The sequence below is a fragment of the Gemmiger formicilis genome (genome assembly GCF_900167555.1).
Taxonomy (GTDB): Bacteria; Bacillota; Clostridia; order Oscillospirales; family Ruminococcaceae; genus Gemmiger; species Gemmiger formicilis.
In genome coordinates this window covers 113,001-131,436 of sequence record NZ_FUYF01000005.1, presented here as the reverse complement: position 1 = coordinate 131,436, position 18,436 = coordinate 113,001, and the positions used below count along the sequence as shown (strand labels likewise).

The 18,436-nt window shown below is 59.4% G+C and carries 17 protein-coding genes and 1 other annotated feature; of the genes, 8 read left to right on the top strand and 9 right to left on the bottom strand.

Going from position 1 to position 18,436, the window contains the following annotated elements; genetic code table 11:
- Positions 1-6 precede the first annotated feature (6 nt).
- From B5D32_RS06330 to B5D32_RS06315, 4 genes are all read right to left on the bottom strand, one after another.
- A complete protein-coding gene (locus B5D32_RS06330) occupies positions 7-918 on the bottom strand; it encodes a carbohydrate ABC transporter permease (RefSeq protein WP_078784237.1) in 912 nt (303 codons plus the stop codon).
- Between the two features lie 121 nt (positions 919-1,039).
- On the bottom strand, positions 1,040-2,434 hold the full coding sequence (locus tag B5D32_RS06325) for an ABC transporter substrate-binding protein (RefSeq protein ID WP_078784236.1): 1,395 nt from the start codon (positions 2,432-2,434) through the stop codon (positions 1,040-1,042).
- Positions 2,435-2,922: 488 nt separating this feature from the next.
- Positions 2,923-3,531 carry a thymidine kinase gene (locus B5D32_RS06320; RefSeq protein WP_078784235.1) on the bottom strand — a complete coding sequence of 203 codons (609 nt, stop codon included), beginning with the start codon at positions 3,529-3,531 and terminating at the stop codon, positions 2,923-2,925.
- A 138-nt stretch (positions 3,532-3,669) separates the two neighbouring features.
- Positions 3,670-4,311, bottom strand: coding sequence for a redox-sensing transcriptional repressor Rex (locus B5D32_RS06315; RefSeq protein ID WP_078784234.1), 642 nt, complete (start codon positions 4,309-4,311; stop codon positions 3,670-3,672).
- Positions 4,312-4,557: 246 nt separating this feature from the next.
- On the opposite strand from B5D32_RS06315, the gene B5D32_RS06310 reads away from it, so the two are divergent.
- The 4 genes from B5D32_RS06310 (at position 4,558) to B5D32_RS06295 (ending at position 8,832) form a co-directional block, all read left to right on the top strand.
- Positions 4,558-5,277, top strand: a complete 720-nt coding sequence (locus B5D32_RS06310; RefSeq protein WP_227594053.1) for a ClpP family protease — start codon at positions 4,558-4,560, stop codon at positions 5,275-5,277.
- 316 nt (positions 5,278-5,593) lie between these two features.
- Positions 5,594-5,914, top strand: coding sequence for a PadR family transcriptional regulator (locus tag B5D32_RS06305; RefSeq protein ID WP_078784233.1), 321 nt, complete (start codon positions 5,594-5,596; stop codon positions 5,912-5,914).
- Positions 5,911-7,116 (top strand): HAAS signaling domain-containing protein, encoded by a 1,206-nt coding sequence (locus B5D32_RS06300; RefSeq protein ID WP_078784232.1) that lies wholly within the window; start codon positions 5,911-5,913, stop codon positions 7,114-7,116. Before B5D32_RS06305 ends, B5D32_RS06300 begins: the two co-directional genes overlap by 4 nt.
- Before the next feature lie 210 nt (positions 7,117-7,326).
- Positions 7,327-8,832, top strand: a complete 1,506-nt coding sequence (locus B5D32_RS06295; RefSeq protein WP_078784231.1) for an IMP dehydrogenase — start codon at positions 7,327-7,329, stop codon at positions 8,830-8,832.
- Positions 8,833-8,881: 49 nt separating this feature from the next.
- Here B5D32_RS06295 and B5D32_RS06290 read toward each other — a convergent pair whose 3' ends face one another.
- On the bottom strand, positions 8,882-10,021 hold the full coding sequence (locus B5D32_RS06290; protein ID WP_078784230.1) for a hypothetical protein: 1,140 nt from the start codon (positions 10,019-10,021) through the stop codon (positions 8,882-8,884).
- 201 nt (positions 10,022-10,222) lie between these two features.
- Positions 10,223-10,471 (top strand) — a binding site (T-box leader).
- An 82-nt stretch (positions 10,472-10,553) separates the two neighbouring features.
- Between B5D32_RS06290 and B5D32_RS06285 the strand changes: the two genes are divergently transcribed.
- From B5D32_RS06285 to leuB, 4 genes are all read left to right on the top strand, one after another.
- On the top strand, positions 10,554-12,221 hold the full coding sequence (locus tag B5D32_RS06285; RefSeq protein ID WP_078784229.1) for a 2-isopropylmalate synthase: 1,668 nt from the start codon (positions 10,554-10,556) through the stop codon (positions 12,219-12,221).
- Between the two features lie 269 nt (positions 12,222-12,490).
- A complete protein-coding gene (gene leuC, locus B5D32_RS06280) occupies positions 12,491-13,750 on the top strand; it encodes a 3-isopropylmalate dehydratase large subunit (RefSeq protein ID WP_078784228.1) in 1,260 nt (419 codons plus the stop codon).
- A 3-nt stretch (positions 13,751-13,753) separates the two neighbouring features.
- The gene (gene leuD / locus B5D32_RS06275) at positions 13,754-14,233 is read left to right on the top strand and encodes a 3-isopropylmalate dehydratase small subunit (RefSeq protein WP_078784227.1); all 480 of its coding nucleotides are present in this window, start codon (positions 13,754-13,756) and stop codon (positions 14,231-14,233) included.
- Positions 14,234-14,382: 149 nt separating this feature from the next.
- Positions 14,383-15,453, top strand: a complete 1,071-nt coding sequence (leuB, locus tag B5D32_RS06270; protein WP_078784226.1) for a 3-isopropylmalate dehydrogenase — start codon at positions 14,383-14,385, stop codon at positions 15,451-15,453.
- Between the two features lie 246 nt (positions 15,454-15,699).
- Here the strand turns inward: leuB and B5D32_RS06265 are convergent, their stop codons facing one another.
- From B5D32_RS06265 to B5D32_RS06250, 4 genes are all read right to left on the bottom strand, one after another.
- Entirely contained in the window at positions 15,700-16,395 is a 696-nt protein-coding gene (locus B5D32_RS06265) for a hypothetical protein (protein WP_078784225.1), read from the bottom strand.
- Positions 16,396-16,398: 3 nt separating this feature from the next.
- Positions 16,399-16,728 (bottom strand): PadR family transcriptional regulator, encoded by a 330-nt coding sequence (locus B5D32_RS06260; RefSeq protein ID WP_078784224.1) that lies wholly within the window; start codon positions 16,726-16,728, stop codon positions 16,399-16,401.
- 155 nt (positions 16,729-16,883) lie between these two features.
- On the bottom strand, positions 16,884-17,897 hold the full coding sequence (locus B5D32_RS06255; protein ID WP_078784223.1) for an acyltransferase family protein: 1,014 nt from the start codon (positions 17,895-17,897) through the stop codon (positions 16,884-16,886).
- A complete protein-coding gene (locus tag B5D32_RS06250; protein WP_078784222.1) occupies positions 17,897-18,436 on the bottom strand; it encodes a PglD-related sugar-binding protein in 540 nt (179 codons plus the stop codon). Before B5D32_RS06250 ends, B5D32_RS06255 begins: the two co-directional genes overlap by 1 nt.

Below are 18,436 nucleotides of genomic sequence, written 5' to 3'. Positions count from 1 at the left end.
TCCTCCTTAATCAGCGTAGTAGACCCAGTGCTTCTGGCTGGTGAAGGCAATCACAGTCAGCAGGGCAACGGCAATGAACATGACCCAAGCCAGCGCACACGCCATGCCCATCTCGTTGGACTTGAAGGCGTAGTTGTAGACCAGCAGGGAGACAAGCGTCGTAGCATTGCGCGGGCCGCCCTGAGTGATGATGTAGGGGCCGTTGAATTCCTGGAACGCCTGTGCGATCTGGGTGACGAGGTTGTAGAAGATAACGGGGGTGATCATCGGCACGGTGATCGAGAAGAACTGCTTGGTCTTGGAGGCACCGTCAATGGTGGCGGCCTCGTACAGGTCGGCAGGCACACCCTTCAGGGCAGCCAGGAACAGGACCATGGCAGAACCGAACTGCCACACACGCAGCAGGCAGATGACGAACAGCGCCCAGGTCTTGTCAGCCAGCCAGTCGGGACCGGCAATGCCGAAGAAGCCGAGGATCGTGTTGACGACGCCGGTATCCTTGAACAGGGCACGCCACAGAACGGCGATGGCCACAGAGCCGCCCAGGATGGACGGGATGTAGTAGACGGTACGGAACAGGTTGACGAACTTGATCTTGAAGTTCAGAATGTAGGCGATGAACAACGCAAAGACCAGCTTGAGGGGCACCGTGATGAAAGCATACTTTACGGTGGTCAGCAGGACGGAGACCGTCTTGCGGCTGGTGAAAATCTCAACGTAGTTCATAACGCCGTACTGGCTGATGCCCTTGAAGAAGTTCAGGTCAGTAAAGCTGTACACCAGAGAGCTGGCGAACGGATAAGCCTTGAAAATCAGGAAACCGAGGATCCAGGGAATCAGGAAGAAAAGACCGGTGTTTTCGTCGCACCAGCGCTTGAACGGGGTGCGCTGAACCGTTTTGGGGGCTGCAGAGCTCATCCAAAAACCTCCTATCGACAAATTGCTGTATTGCGTTTTAACATAAATAGCCGGCCCCGCCATGCGTGATAACGGGGCTGGAGCCGGCTAAACTTTACTTTTTAAAGGATTTCGATTGCTCTTAGGCGTTGGCGCTCAGCACACCGGAAACGCCGTCCAGCAGGATCTCGGCAGCCTCCTCAGCGTCGTAGTCGCCGTAGCTGAAGCCGTCGAACACATCAGTGTAAACGCCGTCGGTGGTGTCCTTCAGCTTGCTGGACTCGTAGTACGGGTCCAGCGGCATGTCAACGAAGGCCAGGACCTTGGTGTTGGCCTCGAGGACCAGAGGCTTCACAGCGTCAGCAGCCTGAGCGGCAGCCAGACCGGCGGTGGAGGCGGGGATGCCGCACTCGGAACCCATGATGGCAGCGCCCTCGCCGTTCCACAGGAAGTCGATCAGGGCAGCAGCCTCAACGGGATGCTGGCAGGACTTGGTGATGGCCATGCCCATGGAGACCTTGGAGAAGCCGCCGTTGGCCTTGTCGCCGAACTTGATCTCCTCACCGACGGTGAAGCCGGAGTTGTCAGCCAGAGCAGACTGGTACTTGGAGGGGGCAGAATCCCACTCGAAGATGCCGGCGTACTTGCCGTCGATCCATTCCTGAGACTTATCGATGGAGTCGAAGCCTGCAGCGATCATGGTCGGACGGGTGGGGATAACGTGGTTGTCCTCGAGGGACTTGATGAAGTTCAGGCCGTCAACGACCTCTTCCTCGGTGTACTGGCACTCGTTGTTCTCGACCCAAGCCTTGCCGTACTTGGACTCAAGGTAGAAGGTCATCAGGATCATGCGGTCATACTGACCGATGGCCAGAGGATAGTAATCATCGCCCAGCTTCTCCTGGAAGGCCTTGCCGGCGGCAATCAGATCATCATAAGAGGTGGGAACCGCCTCGATGCCAGCCTGCTTGAAGGTGTTCATGTTCCAGTAGAAGATACGGCCGGTCATCGAGATGGGCACTGCCTGCAGGCTGTCGGCAACGATGCAGGCGTTCTTGGCGGTATCGCTCCACTGGCTCAGGTCGATGACGTCGCTGTACTCGCGCAGATCGACGAACTTCTCGCCCGTGGGGCTGTACTGATACAGCCAGTTCCAGTTGACCTGCATGACGTCAGAACCCTGATCGGCAGCCAGCGCGGTGGACTGCTTCTCCTCCCAGCCGGACCATGCGCCGTAGGTGGGGGAAACGGTGATGTTGGGGTACTTCTCGTGGAAAGCTTCCAGAGCCTTCTGGTAAGCCTCATGGCGGGAGTCGCCGCCCCACCAGCTGATGGTCAGCTCAATGGGATCGGTGGTGTTGATCTCGTGGGCCTCGCTGGGAGCGGCTTCGGAAGCAGCAGTAGACTCGGCAGTGGTGCTGTCCGCAGTGCTTGCGGCCTCGCTGGAAGGAGCGGCGCTGCTGGCTGCCGTGCCGCAGCCAGCCAGCAGAGTGGCGGCCATGGCGGCGGCAACACCGAGAGAGATTGCCTTTTTCATGTTTTTGTCCTCCTAAAATTGCTGTGCGATTTATTCTTGCAGACCGTTGTGTGCGGGATACCGTACCACACCATCTGCTGTTCGCTTGCCTATATGATAACAAATCGTTCACAGAAAATAAACAGCTTTTTTGGTTCGTTACGGCAGGGAAACGTACAATTCTTGCCATGTTGGCTGTAACCAATTTGACATCACCGTCAAAACTTACGAATACTGTAAATGGCGTTTGTGCATATTGCTAGGTACACCCCTGCGCCGCCCGCGGACACCGCAGCAAACGCAACTATCTTTACCTTGCAAAATACACTGGAATACGCCGGAAACCGCAAAATATGCAGTATCGTTGCAAAAAACATGCGTTTTTGCAAATATTATTGCATCTGAATCTGTGCGGCGCAAGATAAGTGCGCTATTTGCAGAAAAATGATGCGAATCACACAAAAAAATCCCACCGGGCAGCACCCGGCGGGAAAATCAGCGCAAAATATTTACTTTTTGGGATGCCGAGCCAGAAATGCGCGGTACTCGCGGTACCAGCACTGGGGGCAGAGGCTCTGGTATTCCACATCGTCCACCGTGTCGATGGCGACCTGCGCACCTTCAAAGACAAACTCGCCGTTGACCTTGCGCCCGTTGCAGATGGCCTTGCGTCCGCAGGCACAAATCGTTTTGAGTTCCTCGATCGTGTGCGCAATTTCCAGAAGCCGCGTCGAGCCGGGAAAGCCGCGCATCATGAAATCAGCCCGCAGACCGTAGCAGATAACGGGAATACCCAGGTCCACCGTGACCAGAAACAGCTGGTCGGCCTGCTCGGGCGTGAAGAACTGGCTCTCGTCGCAGAGCACACAGGCAATTTTGCCATGGGCGGCCTCGTTGGCCTTGACCAGTTCAACAACGTCCATCTCGGGGGTGACCAGCTGATCGACCTTGCAGCTGATGCCCAGGCGGGAGATGATGGAGTCCTGCCCCTTGGTGTCAATGGCAGGCTTCAGGATCAGCACGCGCATGCCGCGCTCTTTATAATTGTAGGCGACCTGCATGAGCGCGGTAGTCTTGCCGCTGTTCATTGCGCCGTATCGGAAATATAGCTTTGCCATGATGACTCCTTATCGGTTTATTGATAACCGTAGGGGCCGGGCATGCCCGGCCCTCAACCTTCCCGCAATCGCGCGTCAACCAGTAGGCTGAGGGCCGCACATGTGCGGCCCCTACAAGGCGGTCTTTTTATAGAGATATCACTTTTCCTGATTTCTCAGCCTGTACCCAAGGCTCATCAGGCTGTCGCCAAGGTGGACGTTCTCCACTGTGACGTCGGGATACTCCACGGACAGATCGTAGTGGCTGAAATTCCAGAAGCCCTTGATGCCCTGGTTCACCAGTTCCCCGGCCAGATCCATGGCGCTCTGGCGCGGCACGCAGAGCACGGCCACCTCGGGGTGATGCTCCGCACAGAATTTGTCCAGGTCACTCAGCGGCAGAATAGGCACGCCGCACATTTCTTTCCCGATCAGGTCGGGGTTGACGTCAAAGACGCCCAGCAGCTTGTAGCCGTTGGCGTCGCGGCTGATGAAGCTGGACACCGCAGAACCCAGACGGCCGGCACCGACCAAAATGGTAGGCAGCTTTTCGCCGTCGCCAAACAGCAGATTGCCGATCTCGGCGCGCAGCACATCGACCTTGTAGCCGATGCCCTGCTGGCCGAACCCGCCAAAGCAGTTGAAATCCTGCCGCACCTGGCTGGCGGTGGTGCCCATCATGTGGGCCAGCTCGCTGGACGAAATCTTGTCCTTGCCGTCGGCAGAAAGATTGGTCAGATAACGATAATATTTCGGCAGCCGCTTAATGACCGGAAGCGACACCTTGTTCTGAACAGCCATGCTCGATTACCTCACATCTGCAATACTCATTTATAACTATTATAAAATGCGCCGCACCAATTGTCAATTTTTTGTCTAAGTTTTTGGCTGATTTTCCAAATATTAGACGACTGTACAAAAATAACCTGAAACTTTTTGACAACATCGACAAACACCATTGACCCGTCACCCGAAACCGCGCATATTTTGCAATGCCGCTGCGCAGACTTAGTCTGTGCAGCTACTTTTGTTATAAGGAGAGCAGGAATGGAAGCGAACGCAAAAAAGCCCAAAGCCAAGGCCCGGCCCAAGCTAAACCCCACCGAAAACGCCGCGCTGAAGCGTCTGGAGCACGATTTGATCACCGACGATGGCATTGTGCCTGCGACGAAGGGCCGCCACGCCATCCACTGCCTGACGGTCATCGGCACGATCGAGGGGCACACCCTTTCGCCAGATGCGCAAAAAACAACAAAATATGAGCACGTCATCCCGCAACTGGTGGACATTGAGGAGGACCCCGAGATCGAGGGGCTGCTGGTCATCTTGAACACTGTCGGCGGTGACGTGGAGGCCGGGCTGGCGCTGGCAGAGCTGATCGCGGGAGTCAGCAAGCCGAGCGCCACGCTGGTGCTGGGCGGCGGGCACTCCATCGGCATCCCGCTGGCCGTCGCGGCGCGGCACAGCTTTATTGTGCCCACCGCGACAATGACGGTCCATCCGGTGCGCCACTCCGGCATGGTGCTGGGCGTGCCGCAGACGCTGCGCTATTTTGAGCAGATGCAGGAACGCATTGTCAGCTTTGTGACGGAGCACTCCAAAATAACGGCCCGGCGGTTCACCCAGCTCATGCACAATACGGGGGAACTGGTCATGGACATGGGCACGGTCCTGGATGGCCGGCAGGCCGTGGAGGAGGGACTCATAGACGAGCTGGGCGGCCTGAGAGACGCGCTGGGGTATTTATATAAGGAAATAGAGAAGTGAAGGCGGACGGGCAAATCTTGTTTGTCTACCGACTCTGCGGTAACCGCGCGATTCCGGGCGTGCAGCCCTGTAGGGGCCGGGCATGCCCGGCCCGCGGCCTTCCCGTAAACGCGGCTATACCTTATAGCGCCAGGGCCGGACATGTCCGGCCCCTACTATGCGGCGGCGCGGAAGCGTATGTACTGCCACACGAGACCGGGGGTGAACCATGTCCGCCCCTACATAATTTTGCTGCGGCAGCCTATTGCAATCTACAATATTATATGCTATATAATATATAACCCTATACACCATACACCCGGAAAGGGGGCACCCTATGGCCATCAACACCACGGCGGGGCTGCTGGATGCCATTGTGCTGGCTGTCGTCGGGCGGGAGAAAACGGGCACCTACGGCTATAAGATCACGCAGGAGGTCCGCACGGTGCTGGACCTGTCGGAATCCACGCTGTACCCGGTGCTGCGCCGCCTGCAAAAGGACGGCTGCCTGACCGTCCATGACGAAGCCTTCAATGGCCGCAACCGCCGCTACTATCAAATCACGCCCGCAGGCCGCGCACGGCTGGCAGAGTTTACCGCCGAGTGGGAAGCCTACACCACAAAGATCAACAAGCTCTTTAAGGGGGAGCAGCAATGAAAAAATACGAGTACTTATCCGAGCTGGAAAAGCGGCTGTCTGCCCTGCCTGCTGATGCGCGCCGCGACGCACTGAATTATTATGAGGAATACTTCGACGCCGCAGGCCCCGACAACGAGGACGCCACCGCCGCCGAGCTGGGCGACCCTGCCGAGGCCGCCCGCAAGATTCTGGAAGGGGAGGGGCTGACGCCGGACGCCGACCCTGCCGCACCCGAGAGCGCACGCGGCGGTGCTGTGCCGCCCGCCGCCCCGGAGCCGCCCGCCGCCGACCCACAGCCCGCCCGGCCCCAAAAGCACGGTCCCGGGGCAAAAACCATGTGGCTGATTTTCGCCGTTGTCATTGTTGCGGCGCTGCTCATTCAGCTGGGCGTCCTTGTGCTGGGTTTTGCAAAGCCCGGCGGCGGCACGGCGTCGATGGTTGTTGCGCCGACGGAGGAAGAAACTGCTGCATCCGGTCTTGTCCGCAACGAGGACTTTTACAACGGGACCGCTGCCACCGAGGACGCGGACAGCGGCAGGCCATTGGAGAAGATGGTTTTCACCACCGGTCTGGCCGACGCCAAAAATATAACCTTCGACATCGACTACGGCGCGGTCACAGTCGTTGTGGACAGTGGTGCGGCGGAGCCGACCCTTTCCTGCACGAACCTGCGTCAGGACTGGTTCACCTTTACCAACACGGGCGACAACACAAGCCCGGTGCGTGTCAGCTACAAGGTGCCCGCCAACTACAACCTCGGCAAAGAGCTGGGACCCAGGCCTGAGTTTGTCCTGTCCGTGCCGGATGCGAATACCTTCCATTTTAAAAGGCTCTCCATCACTGTCGCTATGGGCGATGCAGAATTTGACAACAGCAATACCATCGCCGCCGACAGCATCGACTTAGACCTGGCGATGGGCAACTTTACCGGTAGCACCGTGCAGGCAGAGCAGTTTACGGCGAATATCTCAATGGGCGATTTTGATTTGGGGCTGCTGGCGGGCGTTGAAACCGCTAAAGTCGAAGCTGCCATGGGCGATATTGACCTGACGGTGGACGGCAGGCCCGACGATTACGCGCTTGACCTGCAAACGTCCATGGGGAATGTGATGTTCAACGGCAGGACGATGAGCAGCACCTACACCCAAACAGCCGCTGCGCCCCGCAGCGTGACCCTTACCGCGCCGATGGGCGATGTAGTGCTGACGACGACGCAGTAATCCAGTATTGTAGGGGCCGATGCCCGCATCGGCCCGCCCAGCCGCCCCAAAGTCATACTACACACCCAATCCATTGTTCAAAATCCACAACTTTCGTTTTGACAGTGCAAGAAAGATTTCCGCAGAAAACTTTGTATTTTGTCCGCGGTTGTGGTACAATCTTTTTAATAAGCAAATAACATCGAAACAGGAAAGTCAGGAGCGTGTATTATGGCATATTATTTTTCCGAGCCGTCCCGTACCTTTGGTGAATATCTGCTGGTCCCCGGCTACTCCTCCTCGGAGTGCGTCCCTACGGCTGTCAGCCTGAAAACCCCGCTGGTCAAGTACCGCAAGGGCGAGGAAGCCTGCCCGCTGGAAATGAACATCCCGATGGTCTCCGCCATCATGCAGTCCGTCTCCGGTGAGAAGCTGGCGATTGCCCTGGCCAAGCAGGGCGGCGTCTCCTTCATCTACGGCTCCCAGACCATTGAGCAGGAGGCCGATATGGTCCGCCGCGTCAAGGCCTACAAGAAGGGCTTTGTCACCTCCGACTCCAATCTGCCCCCGGAGGCTACCTTGGGCGATGTGCTCGACCTCAAGACCCGCACCGGTCACTCCACCGTCGCTATCACCGACGACGGCACCGCCCACGGCAAGCTGCTGGGCATCGTGGCCAGCCGCGACTACCGCCTGTCCCGCATGACGATGGACCTCAAGGTCACCGAGTTCATGACCCCGCTGGACAAGCTGGTCACGGCCCCCGCCACCACCAGCCTGCATGACTGCAACGACATCATCTGGGACAACAAGATCAACTCCCTGCCGCTCGTCGATGAGGAAGGCCACCTGCAGTATATGGTTTTCCGCAAGGACTATGACTCCCACAAGGAGAACGTCAACGAACTGCTCGACGAGAACAAGAGCTACATTGTCGGCGCGGGCATCAACACCCGCGACTTCGCCGAGCGCGTGCCCGCGCTGGTAGAGGCCGGTGTGGATGTGCTCTGCATCGACTCCTCCGAGGGCTTCAGCGAGTGGCAGTCCCGCACCATTGCCTGGATCCGTGAGAACTACGGCGACAAGGTGAAGGTCGGTGCAGGCAACGTCGTTGACCGTGAGGGCTTCCTGTTCCTGGCCAAGGCCGGCGCAGACTTCATCAAGATCGGCATCGGCGGCGGCTCCATCTGCATCACCCGCGAGACTAAGGGCATCGGACGCGGTCAGGCTACGGCGGTCATTGAGGTCGCCAAGGCCCGCGACGAGTACTACAAGGAGACCGGCGTCTACATCCCCATCTGCTCCGACGGCGGCATCGTGCAGGATTACCACATCACGCTGGCGCTGGCCATGGGTGCGGACTTCGTTATGCTGGGCCGCTACTTCGCCCGCTTCGACGAGTCCCCGACGAACAAGCTGCGCGTCGGCGGCAACTACGTCAAGGAGTACTGGGGCGAGGGCTCCAACCGCGCCCGCAACTGGCAGCGCTACGACCTGGGCGGCGCCCAGAAGCTGAGCTTCGAGGAGGGCGTCGATTCCTACGTGCCCTACGCCGGCCCCTTGGCCGACGGCGTGCAGACGACGCTGTACAAGGTGCGCTCTACCATGTGCAACTGCGGTGCGCTCTCCATCCCCGAGCTGCAGGAAAAAGCCCGCCTGACCGTCGTTTCCTCCACCTCCATTGTCGAGGGCGGCAGCCATGACGTCATCCTGAAGAACGGCCCGCAGAACCGCTAAACCATAATAAAAATTGCCGCCGACCGGACAAAACCGGTCGGCGGCTTTTTTACGATTCGGATTGTGCTTTGCCGGTCTCTGCGTTAAAAAACACCACCGGCAGCATCAGCAAAAACGGGTTGGCGGAGAGCAAAAACGGCTTATTCTCCATAAAGAGATACAGCGTCAGCGCTACCAGGCAGATGACCTCGGTGGAGCGATGCTTTTTTGCCAGCCGCCACAGCAGCAGCAGAAAGACCGCTGCAACCAGGATCGCGCCCAGCAGCCCCTTGTTCATAGGCACGGCCAAAAAGGTGTTGTCGATGGCGTGGTGCTCGTCACCATCGGTGGGCAGGCCGCCCCATAAAGAAAGCGGCGCGCTCCAGAATACGTTGTGCCAGATCTCAAAACGCCCCGACAACGCAATGCTCAACAGCAGCAGCGCCATCCGCTCATAGGGCCACTCGGGGTTGTAGACATACCCGGCGTAGAGGCTGAACACTGCCAGCGCGACGGGCAGCGCGAAGGCAAGCCCGTAAAATATCCTGCTGTCGAACAACTTCGGCAGAAATTTTTGGACAAAGAACAGCACAAACAGCACCGCCATGCCGCCGAATGCCCCCCGGCTGCCGGGAACCTTGTAGGTGAAGATCGCCAGCGCGGCCAGCCCCGCCCAGTCAAAGGCACGCAGCCGGTCATGCCGCAGCCACGCCCAGGCAAAAAACACGCCGACAAGCCGCGCGCCAAAGCCGTTGTAGTGGCCGTAGCCGAAATCCCAGTTGCGGCAGTAGAATTTGTAGGGCATCTGCGGCGTGGCAAAGTGTAGCGCTTGCACCAGCACCAGCCCGGCCACCGCCGTGACGAGATAGACGCGCAGGGCGGTCTCCCAATCCACATCCTTGGCCCCCAGCCCGACAAGTGCGGCCAAAAAGAACCACAAATCGCCGCCATACCACGACGAAAACGCCGTGTAGACCAGCACAACGGCAATCAGCACCTTCTGCCAGCGGGCCTCGTACCCGGTCAGCAGGATAATTTTCCCGGCCAGAAGCAGCACGGCGCACCCGGTCAGCCCCAGCCGCATGATGCGGCTGAAACCCGGCAGCGTATCCTGTACGTTGGAGCTGAAAACCTCGCTCAGCACCAGCAACAGCGCCAGCCCCGTGCAGTAGACGCGCGACGCCAGCGGCTTGTATTTATGGTAAAGCATAGATGAATCCTTTCAAATCAAGTGAAAACATTATAGCATACATAATAAAAAAAGAAAAGTAGGGGCGCATTCTATATGCGCCCGCGGGGCGTCGAGGACGCCGCCCCCTACAAACATTGTTGCTCCAACCAAAACACATCCTTGAAAAAACAGCAAAAATCTCTTGACATTCCCCCAAAAATCCGCTAAAATAAAACCATTCCAAATGCAGTGAAGGGGAGAAAGCAGCACTCATCCCGTTACAGAGAGCCGCCGGACGGTGCAAGGCGGTATGGCAGGCGCTGTATACTGGCCCCGGAGCAGCCGCGCTGACAGGTAGGCGCGGACGGAACCTGACCGTTATCATGCAGGCGCGATTCGCCCGGTGGCTGATCGTACAGAGCGGCTGTTTTACAGCAATGAGAGTGGTACCGCGGGTACAGCAACGTTGATCTTGCTCCCGTCTCTCAAAGGTCTTTCGCCTTTGGGGGACGGTTTTATGTATGCCTCCTTCAAAGCGCGAACCGAACGCTTTGAAGGAGGCAGTTTTATTATGATGGACGCAACCAAGTACAGTGTAGGGTATTATCCGCCGCCGGTAGAGCCCGGCCATGTCTATGAGTGGCCCCAGAAGGACCATATCGAGCAGGCTCCGGCCTGGTGCAGCGTGGACCTGCGCGACGGCAACCAGAGCCTCATCGTGCCGATGAGCCTGGAGGAAAAGCTCGAATTTTACGATATGCTGGTCAAAATCGGCTTCAAGGAGATCGAGGTCGGCTTCCCCGCTGCCAGCGAGACCGAGTATGAGTTCCTGCGCACCCTGATCGACGGCAACCGCATCCCGCAGGACGTGACCGTGCAGGTCCTGACCCAGTGCCGCGACCACATCATCCGCAAGACATTTGAGGCCGTCAAGGGTGCGCCCCGTGCCATCATCCACTTCTACAACTCCACCAGCGTCGCCCAGCGTGAGCAGGTATTCAAAAAGTCGAAGGAGGAGATCAAAAAGATCGCCGTCGATGGTGCCAAGCTCGTCAAGCAGCTGAGCGAGGAGTACGAGGGCAACTTCCTGTTCGAGTACAGCCCCGAGAGCTTCACCGGCACCGAGCCGGAATACGCTGTCGAGGTCTGCAACGCCGTCCTCGACGTCATGCAGCCCACGCCGGACCGCCCCATGATCATCAACCTGCCGGTCACGGTGGAGATGAGCATGCCGCACATCTACGCCAACCAGATCGAGTGGTGCTCCAAACACCTGAAATATCGTGACAGCGTTATTTTGTCTACCCATCCGCACAATGACCGCGGCTGCGGCGTTGCCGACGCCGAGCTGGCCGTCCTGGCCGGTGCCCAGCGCATCGAGTGCTGCCTGTTCGGCAACGGCGAGCGCACCGGCAATGTCGATGCCATTACGCTGGCCATGAACATGTACAGCCACGGTGTAGACCCGCATCTCGATTTCAGCAATATGCCCGCCATCTGCGAGGTCTATGAGCGCGTGACCCGGATGCACGTCTATGAGCGCACGCCCTATGCGGGCGCACTGGTGTTCGCGGCGTTCAGCGGCAGCCATCAGGACGCCATCGCCAAGGGCATGACCTGGCGCAAAGAAAAGCAGCTCCACCAGTGGACCTGCCCGTACATCCCCATTGACCCGCATGACATTGGCCGTACCTACGATGCCGACGTCATCCGCATCAACTCCCAGAGCGGCAAGGGCGGCATCGGCTTCCTGCTGCAGCAGAACTACGGCTACAATCCGCCGCCGAAGATGCGCGAGGACCTCGGCTACCGCGTCAAGGACGTCAGCGACCACGAGCACCGCGAACTGAGCGTGAAAGAGGTGCTGGGCGTCTTTGAGAACAGCTACCTCAACCACACCCAGCCGCTCAATGTGCCGGACGCGCACTTCATCCAGAATTCGGACGGCAGCATTACGGCAAATGTCGTCGTCACCGGCGGCGGCAGCACGGTCAAGTGCACGGCCACCGGCAATGGCCGCCTGGATGCCGTTGCCACGGCCATCGAGCAGCAGACCGGGATGCACTTTACGCTCGTACACTACAGTGAGCACGCCCTGGATTCCGACACGAACTCCCGCGCCTGCTCCTACGTCGGCCTGAAATGGGCCTCCGGCGAGGAGACCTGGGGCTGCGGTACCCACACCGATATTATCGTGGCGGGCATTAAGGCTTTAGTCAGCGCTATTAACAATAAGTGAGCAGACAGGCAAATAAAAAATAAGAAATAATAAATAATAAATTTTGTGGACCGCGTCGCTGCGCTCCGCTCAAACAAAGACTCCCGTAGGGGCGCATTCTATATGCGCCCGCTCAACTGCGGACACTGCCACGGGCGGATATGGAATCCGCCCCTACGAAATTTGTTTTTGCCCATAAGGGCAAAAACTCCACCATATTTATTATTTCTTATTTATTCTTTATTATTTAAACAACCGCCCTTATCCCAACAAAACGGAGGTACACGACCATGGGCATGACCATGACCCAGAAAATTTTAGCGGCCCACTGCGGGGAAGCAGCCGTTACGGCGGGCCAGCTCATCAACGCCAGGCTCGACATCGTGCTCGGCAACGATATTACGACCCCGGTGGCCATCAATGAGTTCAACAAGGCGGGCTTTGATTCCGTCTTTGACAAGACCCGCGTCAACATCGTGCTCGACCACTTTGTCCCCAACAAGGACATCAAGAGCGCGACCCAGTCCAAGCAGTGCCGCGAGTTCGCAGACAAGTACGACATCCTCAACTTCTACGATGTTGGCCAGATGGGCGTTGAGCACGCGCTCCTGCCCGAAAAGGGCATCGTGACCGCGGGCGACTGCATCATCGGCGCGGACAGCCACACCTGCACTTACGGCGCAGTGGGCGCATTCTCCACCGGCGTCGGCTCCACGGATATGGCCGCCGGTATGGCAAAGGGCATGGCCTGGTTCAAGGTCCCCGCCGCCATCAAGGTCGAACTCAAGGGTCAGCTGCACAAGCCTGTCACAGGCAAGGACGTCATTCTGCATCTGATCGGTGAGATCGGCGTTTCCGGCGCACTGTACAAGAGCCTGGAATTCGTCGGTGACGGTGTGAAGTCCCTGACGATGGAGGACCGCCTCTGCATCTGCAATATGGCCATCGAGGCCGGTGCCAAGAACGGCATCTTCCCGGTGGATGAAATCACCGAGGCATATTTGAAGGGCCGCAGCCAGCGCCCGTGGGTCAAGTACGAGGCCGACCCCGACGCCGAGTATGAGCGCAGCATCGTCATCGACCTTGACGCGCTCGAGCCGACGGTCAGCTACCCGCACCTGCCGGAGAACACCCACCTTGCGAAAGAGGGCAAAGACATCAAGATCGACCAGATCGTCATCGGCTCCTGCACGAACGGACGCATTGAGGACATGGAGGCCGCCTACGAGATTCTGAAGGGCAGACACATTGCTAAGGGCGTGCGCGGCATCATCATCCCCGCCACGATGGCCGTCTACAAGGAGTGCATCCTGCGCGGCTACACCGAGGCGTTCATCGACGCGGGCTGCATCGTCTCGACGCCCACCTGCGGCCCCTGCCTGGGCGGCTACATGGGCATTCTGGCGGCGGGGGAGCGCTGCGTCTCCACCACCAACCGCAACTTCGTGGGCCGCATGGGCCATGTGGATTCCGAGGTCTACCTCGCCAGCCCCGCCACCGCGGCGGCCAGCGCACTGACCGGCTACATCACTGACCCGAGGGAGGTTTGAGCTATGAACGCAAAAGGTCCTGTTTTCAAATACGGCGACAACATTGACACCGACGTCATCATCCCGGCCCGCTACCTGAACACCCAGAGCGAGGCCGAGCTTGCCAGCCACTGCATGGAGGACATCGACAAGACGTTTGTCACCCGCGTCAAGGCCGGTGACATCATGGTCGGCGGCGAGAACTTCGGCTGCGGCTCCTCCCGTGAGCACGCGCCCGTCGCCATCAAGGCATCCGGCATCAGCTGCGTCATCGCCAAGAGCTTTGCCCGCATCTTCTACCGCAATGCCATTAACATCGGTCTGCCGATTCTGGAGTGCCCCGCCGCCAGTGAGGCAATTGCTGAGGGCGACACGGTCAGCATCGACTTCGACACCGGCGTCATCACCGACGAGACGACGGGCCAGACCTTCCAGGCCGCCCCGTTCCCGCCGTTCATCCAGAACATCATCGCCAAGGGCGGCCTGATGAACAGCTTGAAATGACCCCTTGGCCCCCTCTGCGAGGGGGCTCCGCCCGCAGGCGGTGGGGGAGAGAACTTCCCGCAAGCAGCAGCTAACGGTAAGGCTCTCTCCCTCAGTCGCCGCGGCGACAGCTCCCTCGCAGAGGGAGCCAAGAGAGAGAGGAGACACCCATGAACAAAAACATCACTCTGATCTACGGCGACTGCTCCAGCCCCGAGATCGTGACCCAGGCGGTGCGCGTCCTGGATAAGATCGCGGCCAGGCATGGCCACACCTTCACCTACACCCGCGCCTACATGGGCGGCGAGGCCATCGACAGGTTTGGCGACCCGCTCCCCGCGTCGGAGCTGGAAAAGTGCAAAAGCTCTGACAGCGTCCTGCTCGGTGCCATCGGCGGCCCCAAGTGGGAGGGCCTGCCCGGCGACCAGCGCCCCGAGAAGGGGCTGCTGCGCCTGCGCGCGGGCATGGGCCTCTACGCCAACAACCGCCCGGCCAAGATCTGGCCGCAGCTGGCGGACGCCTCCCCGCTGAAAAAGTCCATCGTGGACCAAGGCATTGACTTCATCGTTGTGCGTGAGCTGATCGGCGGCGTCTACTTCGGCGAGCATAAGACCATCGAGCAGAACGGCGAGAAGGTCGCCATCGACACGATGCCCTACTCCGAGCATGAGATCGAGCGCATTGGCCGCATCGGCTTTGAGACGGCGATGAAGCGCCGCAAAAAACTGACCTGTGTGGATAAGGCCAACGTGCTGGACACCAGCCGCCTGTGGCGCGCCGTCATGCACCGTCTGCAGGCCGAGTACCCCGAGGTCGAGTACAGCGAGATGTTCGTGGACAACTGCGCCATGCAGATCTGCAAGAACCCTGCGCAGTTTGACGTCATTGTGACGGAAAATATGTTCGGCGACATTCTCTCCGACGAGGCCAGTGAGATCACCGGCAGCATCGGCATGGTGCCGTCCTCCTCGCTGGGCGAGGGCACCTGCGGCCTGTATGAGCCGATCCACGGCTCTGCGCCCGATATTGCCGGGCAGGACGTCGTCAACCCGATTGCCTGCATCCTCTCCGCGGCTATGATGCTGCGCTACAGCTTCGATATGCTCGCCGAGGCCGACGAGATCGAGGCGGCTGTCAACGCTGTTCTCGACGAGGGCTACCGCACCGCTGACATGATGGCTCCCGGCTGCACCAGGGTAGGCTGCACCGAGATGGGCAACAAGATTTTGGAGCATATTTAAAAGGCTTCCCCCGCGGGGCTGCGCCCGCAGGCGCGTGTCGAAGCGCAACCGCCGTAGGCGGCACTTGGCGCGTAGACTGAAGCTGTCACCGTAGGTGACTGATGAGGGGCGACCTTCCCGCAGCAACCCGTTTATGGGCAATTGCGGAAAGCTCGCCCCTCATCCGACCTCACTGCGTTTGGCCACCTTCCCCCGCAGGGGAAGGCAAAGCGTCCCCCGATGGTTCCGCACCATCGGGGGACGCTTTTAGTTCTCCATCACATCCCGCCAGGGCCGTTTTTCGGCAAGCTCGTTGCGGCGATGGTTGCGCCAGATAAGCAGCGCTGCCAGTGCCGCGCCGAACAGGATGACTGCCGCAAGGTTGGGCAGGCCCACCGTGGGCAGCAGCGGCGTGATCCATTTGTCGACGAACCAAAACACCACGAACCACAAAAGCATCATGGCGGCTGTAATGGCGCCGTACCGCACACCTTTTTCGGTGGAGGCCGCCCACTCGGCGGGGACAATGCGCTGCAGCAGCCACGCACTGGGCATCATAATGGCAATGCAGAGCACAAGCCAGACCGCGTCGTAATAGCAGTCCCACGCCCGCCCCATCACCGTATAGGTCGCGGTGGAAACCAACGCAAAGGTGCACAGCCACACAAGGCTGTCTGCCATGTAATCCGCCAGCTTGGGTCTGGGCATGCTTGCCAGCAGATTCCGCTTAAAAACCTCTACGTCCCCGATGACCGACGGCAGATAGTCGCGCCGGGCCTCGGCCTGTGCCGCCATGGCGATCAGGTCCTTGCGAATCAGCTCGATCTCGTACCCGATGCCGCGTGTGTTGTCCACCACGCTGATGATTTCCGTGATGGTATCCCGGTCGTACTCTGCCAGCGTTGAAAAAATCAGGTCGTTCTCTTTTTTCAAGTCGCGGTATTCGTTGCGCATTGTTTTCATGGTTCAGCCCTCCTTGTCGTGCAAAATGCGGTTCACAGTGTCGCTGGCGTTCTGCCATGCCTCCGTAAATTCGTTAAGGTACTGCACCCCGTCGGGGGTCAGGCGGTAATACTTGCGGCTCGGCCCGCCGGAACCCGCGCGGTACTCGGCGGCAATCAGCCCCTTGCGCTCGAGCCGCAGCAGCAGGGGATAGAGTGTGCCCTCGGTCAGGTCGGCAAAGCCGCTGTCCCGCAGGGTGGTGGCAATGGCATAGCCGTAGGTCGGTTCCCGGTCAATGATCTTTAAAATGCAGCCTTCCAGCGTGCCCTTGCGCAGCTGTGCCTGGTCAAACACCGGCTCACCTCCTCTGACTACCTTGCATTACCATGTTCTCTGACTATATTGTATTGCAATGTAGTGGGAATGTCAAGCAGAAATCCCACCCGCATTTTTGTGTAGAATAGACAAAAGCGGCAGTCCCTTTTTCAAGAGACTGCCGCCTGCAGAGGTTATTTTCGTTTGTACCAGCAATTCGCCACCGCGTCACACGCCCGCTGCACCGGGCTAAGGTTCAGCACGGCCAGCGTCACCGCAGCCAGCAGCACGGACCAAAGCACAACGACAATCGTCGCCTTCCCGCGCATAAGGTCGTACAGACCCAGCTCGACCAGCAGCGCCTGCACCGGCAGATGCAGCAGATAGATCGCCAGCGTGTGCCGCCCCAGCCCGGCCAGCAGATGCCGACGGCTGGCCAGCACAGTCAGCGCCGCCGTGGTCGCGATGCCCACGAGGTAGAACACGACCCGGTACTGCACCCTGTCGCCGCCCGCATAGCTCACATCGTGGAACAGCTCCGCGCTGTGGTCCATGATCGGGTCAGCCCGCAGCACCCAGAGAAAATACACTCCATAGCCAAGCACCAGCCCCGCCGCAGCCACAAGACGCACCGGGCGGTGCTCCGCCGCAAACGCGGCCAGCCTGTCCAGCTGCGGGCGGAGCAGCACCCCGCACGCATAAAACGGGTAGAATGCAAATACCCGCACCAGCGTGAAGGGCCAGTCCACCAGCCCGGCAGTCAGCGCCAGCCCCACGGCCAGCGCCATGCCAAGGCAGGAACCGGCCAGCCCCAGCCTGTCCCGCAGCCGACACAGGACCGGCAGTGTCAGATGCCAGAAAATCAGCGCGTACAGATACCATATATGCCGCCACGGCAGCAGCCACGCGGCCAGCAGGCCGCCCGTCTCGGCAAAATTTTCCCGCAGAACGGCGGCACGGAACGCCAGCATCAGCGTCTGCCCCACAAGGTACAGCCACAGCTGCTGTGTGACCAGCTTGCGTGGGTTGAACCGTGCTACCAGCCCGCTGCAGATGCAGAACAGTGCCATGTGGAACGCATAGATGCAGAAAAACGACGCACTGACGAAGGAATACCCCATGCGGTACTGCTCGATAAAATGGCCGAGCACAACCAGCAGGATGCCAAGACCCTTCAGCTCGTCAATATAATCGCGGCGCTGGGGCATTATTGGTTCTCCCACGGGGAGCGCACGATCTCGCCGGAATCGACCTTGCCGAATTCGGCGACCTCTGCGCTGGCCTTGACGATGCCGCCCGGAGCCACATGCACGCCGCGGCCCAGATGGGCGTTGTGGTCTACGATGGCTCCCGCGTTGACGATGCAGCCCACGCCCAGATGGGCGTCCGCACCGACATACGCCTGCGGCAGGATGATGCAGCCCGGCTCCAGCACGGCGCTGGGGCTGACAGAGGCGGCGTCACTGATAAAAACCGGCGTGCTGTAGCCCGCTGCTGCCAGCTTTTGCAGCAGCTCGACGCGCAGCTTGTTGTCGCCCAGCGCCACAAAGGCGGGGCGTCCGCGCTTCAAAATCGCAGGGTCAACGTAATCCCGCAGGCCGCCCACGGCGTCGGGGGCGTTGTCGTCCAGAAAGTCCGCGCTGCCCCAGCCCTCGTCCATCAGCCAGTCGTTCAGCTGGGTGCCAAAGCCGCCGCGGCCCAGGATCAGCGGGCGCTTTGTGTTGAAACCGATCTCAATGAATGCCAT